The following is a 5,058-nucleotide window of genomic DNA, read 5'->3' on the forward strand; positions in this document are numbered from 1 at the left end:
CTATGAGACCGCTTATAGGATGAATTCCGGCCTTAATATGAAAATGCCGGGCGCGCAGTGGGCAATGCAGGAGCTTGACGCCTCGGCGAAATGCAACTATGGAACGCCAACTTTTTCCATAAGGCCGCCTGACCAGAACCGCGCGCCACCCGGCGTGGGCTTGAGTGTTTGGCAGACCCCGAGAACTGAAGGTTAGAACAATGTCCCGCACCTGCGAACTCACTGCCAAGGCAGTCATGTCCGGCAACAATGTGAGCCACGCCAACAACAAGACCAAGCGTCGCTTCCTGCCGAACCTCGTCAATGTGACGCTGATTTCGGAAGCGCTGAACCAGAATGTGCGCCTGCGCATTTCGGCCAACGCACTGCGTTCGGTCGAACATCGCGGCGGTCTCGACGCCTTCCTGGCCAAGGCCGACGTCAAGGAATTGTCGCAGCGCGCCCGTCTGCTGAAGAAGCAGATCGCCAAGAAGACCGCCGAGCAGGCTGCCGCTTAAACAGTTCAAAGGCGGGGGACGACCGCCCTGGCCAACATCTTGTTGGCCTCTGGCCAACATCTTGTTGGCCTTGGGGCATCGGATCGAAGCCGCAAGGTTTTGGCAATCCGGTGCCCACATACGAAGGCGAGCATCGCCCGCATGGGCATGATGCTTGGCTGGTTCCATTACCCAGGATAAAAAAATGACTTCCTTCTCGCGGTATTTGCCCTTCGTGGCCGCCATGGCGCTTGTCGTCGTGGCATCGAACATTCTCGTGCAATTCCCGATGCAGGGCCAGATCGGGGGCCTCTCGCTGGCCGACCTTCTGACTTGGGGGGCCTTCACCTATCCCTTCTCGTTCCTGGTCACCGACCTCGCCAACCGCCGCTACGGACCCACTGTGGCGCGCCGGATCGTCCTTGTCGGCTTCATGACGGCGGTGATCTGCTCGATCCTTGTCCCGCCCTTCCTGTTCCGTCACGGCCTGATCGAATTCGAGACCGCCGCCGACCGGCTGGTGCGTATCGCGGCCGCGTCCGGAGCGGCGTTCCTTTCCGCGCAACTGCTCGATGTCACCGTGTTCAACCGGCTGCGCCGGCAGAGCTGGTGGCGGGCGCCGATCATCGGCACGCTGGTCGGGTCGGTGTTCGACACCGCCGTGTTCTTCACCGTCGCTTTCTCGGCTGCCTTTGCCTTCGCCGGACCAAACGACGGCTTTGCGTTGGAAAACGCACCCTTGATGGGCGTCTTCCATGTCGAGGCGATGCGCTGGATCTCCTGGGCGCTTGGTGATCTCTCGGTGAAACTGATCATCGCCGTCGTCGCACTCATACCCTACCGGTTGCTCGCTGCCCGCTGGAGCCAGCCCGCGGTTGCGGCTTAAACCATGATCCCGAAAAGTGGGACCCCGTTTTCGGAAAAGATCCTGGTCGGACAAAGATCATGATCCCGTGGATCCAGCTCGATTCAGCGAAGACCCCAGACGGCGGACAAGAACTTCGCCTCAAGCGGCGCGGCACCGAATTCTCGATCATGCTGGGCACCAACGAGCTCATGAACAGCCGCCTCAGCGGTTCCGAGGAAGCGCTGGCAAAACTGTCCTGCGGGCGGATTGCCGGCCATAGCCATCCAACAATCCTGATCGGTGGGCTTGGCATGGGTTTTACCTTGCGCGCCGCGCTTACAGAATTGGCCAATGATGCCGGAATCGTCATCGCTGAACTGGTGCCGGCCGTTGTCGCCTGGGCGCGCGGTCCGATGGCCGAAATCTTTGGCGGCTGTCTCGACGATCCGCGCGTCACCATTCAGGAGACCGATGTCGGGCAGCTGATACGCTGGCAGCCCGCGGCCTGGGACGCCATCCTGCTCGATGTCGACAACGGCCCGGAAGGCATCGTCCACAAATCCAACGACGCGCTCTACAGCCTGCAGGGCCTCGCAGCCGCACGCAGCGCCCTCAAGTCGGGCGGCGTGCTGGCGGTGTGGTCGCAAGGCCCCGACATCGGCTTCACGCGGCGGCTGAAGCAGGCAGGCTTCGGGGTCGAAGAGGTCAGTACGCGCGCCAACGGCAAGCGCGGCGCGCGCCATATCATCTGGATCGCCACCAAGACGTAAAGCCGGCGGGCTCAATCCTGGTGCAGGATGAATTCCAGATAGAGGTTGCGCTGCAGGATCGAGTGGTTGTCGTCGGAGATCAGCGACACCATCAGCGCGCCGTCGTCGCGGGTCCAGACGTCGAGCCCTTCCATATTGTCGATCTGGTAGCCCATGTCGGCCTCCAGCAGCACCGGCCCGTCGGCGACCGCGCCCTTCTCGACGCTTTCGCCATAGATGCGCCGCAGCCGCATCTTGACGCCCCTCGCCATCGAGAAACTGCGCTCCAGAAGCAGCAGATCGCCATCCGGCAGGAAGGCGCCGTCGGTGATGTCGAAATCGCCGTTGCGCTTGACAGTAAAGACGCCCTTGTGCGGCCCCTCGATGATGGCGGCATAGATGTTGCCGGCCTTGTCGAGGCTCTTTTCGGAGACCACGACCAGGCCGCCCTCATGCTGACCGTTGGCATTGGCGTGGGTGACGGTCTCGAAGCCGCGATTCTGGCGCAGCTCCTGGGCCGGAACGACGAAATCCAGCGGCTTGAACGGCGCCTTCATGTCGTTGGCGTCGATCTTGAACTGGGCGACGCGGTGGCTGCGCTCGAAGCCGACGGTGGCAATGCCGTCCTTGACCGCGAGGCCTTCCGCATCGACCTCCCATTTCCTGTCGATCGGCCGACCGGTCTCGTCGACCATCTGCTGCATGCGGAAATTCTGGATGCCGGAGGGCCGCTTTTCCGCGTCGCGGACCACCGTGCCGAAGAACCAGAAGCCGGTGTCGGCAACGCCGATGAAGTCACCGCCGGCCTTCAGGAAGCGGAAGGCCGACAGCGCGCCGAAATCGCGTGTCGGCGAGGTCATCTCCAGCCCGCCGACGAATTCGAAAGGGCCGAATTGCTTGTCGGCACGGCCAATGTGAAATTCGGTGATCGGGCGGGCCGAGATTTCGACCGGTTCGACAGAACCAGAGTCGGGCGAACCGGCTGCCGCCGAAGCCACACCGGAAAGCAGGGCGATGGCGGCGAAAAGCGTCTGCTGAAAGCCGCCGCGCCTGGAGATCATCCGGCGCGCCGCATACCACCGCCGCGCCGCGTATCCTTCGCGCTTTCCTCGGCAAACAGCGAAGCCAGCTGCTCGGTCATGGCGCCAGCCAGCTCCTCGGCATCGACGATGGTGACGGCGCGGCGGTAGTAGCGCGTGACATCGTGGCCGATGCCGATGGCCAAGAGTTCCACAGGCGAACGCGTCTCGATCAGCTCGATGACGGCGCGCAGATGGCGTTCGAGATAATTGCCCGGATTGACCGACAGCGTCGAATCGTCGACCGGCGCGCCGTCCGAGATCATCATCAGGATCTTGCGCTGCTCGGGCCGGGCGATCAGCCGGTTATGCGCCCACAGCAGCGCCTCGCCGTCGATATTTTCCTTGAGCAGGCCTTCGCGCATCATCAGGCCGAGATTGCGCCGTGCCCGCCGCCACGGATGGTCGGCCGATTTGTAGATGATGTGGCGCAGATCGTTGAGCCGGCCAGGATTCGGCGGCTTGCCGTCCTTCAGCCATTTCTCGCGCGCCTGCCCGCCCTTCCACGCCCGCGTGGTGAAGCCGAGGATCTCGACCGAGACGCCGCAGCGCTCCAGCGTGCGCGCCAATATGTCGGCGCAGGTGGCGGCGACCGTGATCGGCCGGCCGCGCATCGAGCCGGAATTGTCGAGCACCAGCGTCACCACCGTGTCGCGGAACTTGGTGTCGCGCTCCTGCTTGAACGACAGCGGCTGCATCGGATCGATGACGACCCGCACCAGCCGTGCCGGGTCGAGATAGCCCTCTTCCAGGTCGAAGTCCCAGGAGCGGTTCTGCTGCGCCATCAGCCGGCGCTGCAGGCGGTTGGCCAGCCGCCCGACGACGCCGGACAGGTTGGCGAGCTGCTTGTCGAGGAAGGCGCGCAGCCGGTCGAGCTCTTCTTCTTCGCACAACTCCTCGGCGCCGACCGTCTCGTCGAAAGCGGTGGTGAAGACCTTGTAGTCGATCTCTTTCGGCAGATTGGTGAAGGGATTGTCGTTGCGGCGCGCTTCGCCGGGTGTTTCGGCATCGGCGTCGTCATCGTCGGACAGATCGTCGGCGGTGGCGTCGGAGGCTTCCGTCTCGGCCGACTGTTCGTCATCGGCGGAAGCTTCGGCATCCTCGGACTGCGACTGCTCGGAGCCGGAATCCTCTTCGCCGCCCTCCTCGCTCTGCTCCTCGCCTTGCGGCTGGTTGTCATCATTGTCCTCGGAATCTTCCGTCTCCTGGTCGTCGCCGAGTTCCTCGGCCATTTCCATGGAGGCCAGCATCTCGCGCACGACCCGGGCGAACGCCTGCTGGTCGCCGAGCTTGGCCGACAATCCGTCGAGGTCGGCCTTGGCCTTCTCCTCGACCCAGGGGCGCCAAAGTTCGACCAGCCGCTCGCCGCTTTTCGGGATCGGACGGCCGGTCAGCTTCTCGCGCACCATCAGGGCAAGAGCTTCCTCGATCGGCGCGTCGGCCTTGTCCTTGATGTCGACGAGGTTGGCCTTGGCGTATTTGTCCTCCAGCATCGAGCCGATATTGTCGGCGACGCCCTGCATGGCGCGTGAGCCTATCGCCTCGACGCGGGCCTGCTCGACCGCGTCATAGATGGCGCGGGCCGCCTTGCCTTCCGGCGCCAGCTTGGTGTGGATGCGCACATCATGGCAGGCGCGCTTCAGCGCCATGGAATCGCCGAGGCCGCGGGTGATCGCGATATCGGTCTTCGATGCCTTCTTGGGCAGCTCCGGCAAGCGCGCGCGGCTGCCGGCGAGCGCCGGCCGGTCCTTGGCGAAACCGACTTCCAGTTCCTTGTCGCCGGCAATGGCGCGCATGCAGACGGTGACGGCACGCTTGAAGCTGTCGGCTTCAGAGCCCGTCTTCGACTTGTTGCGCGTGTTGTCGCCCGGACCCGCCATCATCTATCTCTATTGTACCGCTGTCCG

At 63.7% G+C, this 5,058-nt stretch carries 6 protein-coding genes; 4 read left to right on the top strand and 2 right to left on the bottom strand.

All coding sequences use genetic code 11. The annotated features are described in order from the left end of the window. The 4 genes from EOA22_RS38180 to EOA22_RS23955 all read left to right on the top strand — a co-directional run. A partial coding sequence (locus EOA22_RS38180; RefSeq protein ID WP_206521327.1) for a hypothetical protein occupies positions 1 to 196 on the top strand: 196 nt, incomplete at its 5' end. A gap of 4 nt (positions 197 to 200) precedes the next feature. Further along, the gene (gene rpmB, locus EOA22_RS23945) at positions 201 to 497 is read left to right on the top strand and encodes a 50S ribosomal protein L28 (protein WP_013529373.1); all 297 of its coding nucleotides are present in this window, start codon (positions 201 to 203) and stop codon (positions 495 to 497) included. Between the two features lie 184 nt (positions 498 to 681). Further along, positions 682 to 1,362: a queuosine precursor transporter gene (locus EOA22_RS23950; RefSeq protein ID WP_024503743.1), complete on the top strand. Its 681-nt coding sequence runs from the start codon at positions 682 to 684 to the stop codon at positions 1,360 to 1,362. A 59-nt stretch (positions 1,363 to 1,421) separates the two neighbouring features. Beyond that, a complete protein-coding gene (locus EOA22_RS23955; RefSeq protein ID WP_063169106.1) occupies positions 1,422 to 2,093 on the top strand; it encodes a hypothetical protein in 672 nt (223 codons plus the stop codon). An 11-nt stretch (positions 2,094 to 2,104) separates the two neighbouring features. Here the strand turns inward: EOA22_RS23955 and EOA22_RS23960 are convergent, their stop codons facing one another. Both EOA22_RS23960 and cobT read right to left on the bottom strand, forming a co-directional pair. Further along, complete coding sequence (locus EOA22_RS23960) at positions 2,105 to 3,133, bottom strand: esterase-like activity of phytase family protein (RefSeq protein ID WP_063169107.1); 1,029 nt, start codon at positions 3,131 to 3,133, stop codon at positions 2,105 to 2,107. After that, positions 3,130 to 5,034, bottom strand: coding sequence for a cobaltochelatase subunit CobT (cobT, locus tag EOA22_RS23965; RefSeq protein WP_181172684.1), 1,905 nt, complete (start codon positions 5,032 to 5,034; stop codon positions 3,130 to 3,132). Before cobT ends, EOA22_RS23960 begins: the two co-directional genes overlap by 4 nt. Between the last annotated feature and the right edge of the window lie 24 nt (positions 5,035 to 5,058).

This window comes from Mesorhizobium sp. M7A.F.Ca.US.014.04.1.1 (genome assembly GCF_003998745.1).
Classification (GTDB): domain Bacteria; phylum Pseudomonadota; class Alphaproteobacteria; order Rhizobiales; family Rhizobiaceae; genus Mesorhizobium; species Mesorhizobium ciceri.

Bases quoted from the DNA above. Each gene is read 5' to 3' on its own strand.
- rpmB (WP_013529373.1), top strand. From the start codon at position 201: ATGTCCCGCACCTGCGAACTCACTGCCAAGGCAGTCATGTCCGGCAAC.
- EOA22_RS23950 (WP_024503743.1), top strand. From the start codon at position 682: ATGACTTCCTTCTCGCGGTATTTGCCCTTCGTGGCCGCCATGGCGCTT.
- EOA22_RS23955 (WP_063169106.1), top strand. From the start codon at position 1,422: ATGATCCCGTGGATCCAGCTCGATTCAGCGAAGACCCCAGACGGCGGA.
- EOA22_RS23960 (WP_063169107.1), bottom strand. From the start codon at position 3,133: ATGATCTCCAGGCGCGGCGGCTTTCAGCAGACGCTTTTCGCCGCCATC.
- cobT (WP_181172684.1), bottom strand. From the start codon at position 5,034: ATGATGGCGGGTCCGGGCGACAACACGCGCAACAAGTCGAAGACGGGC.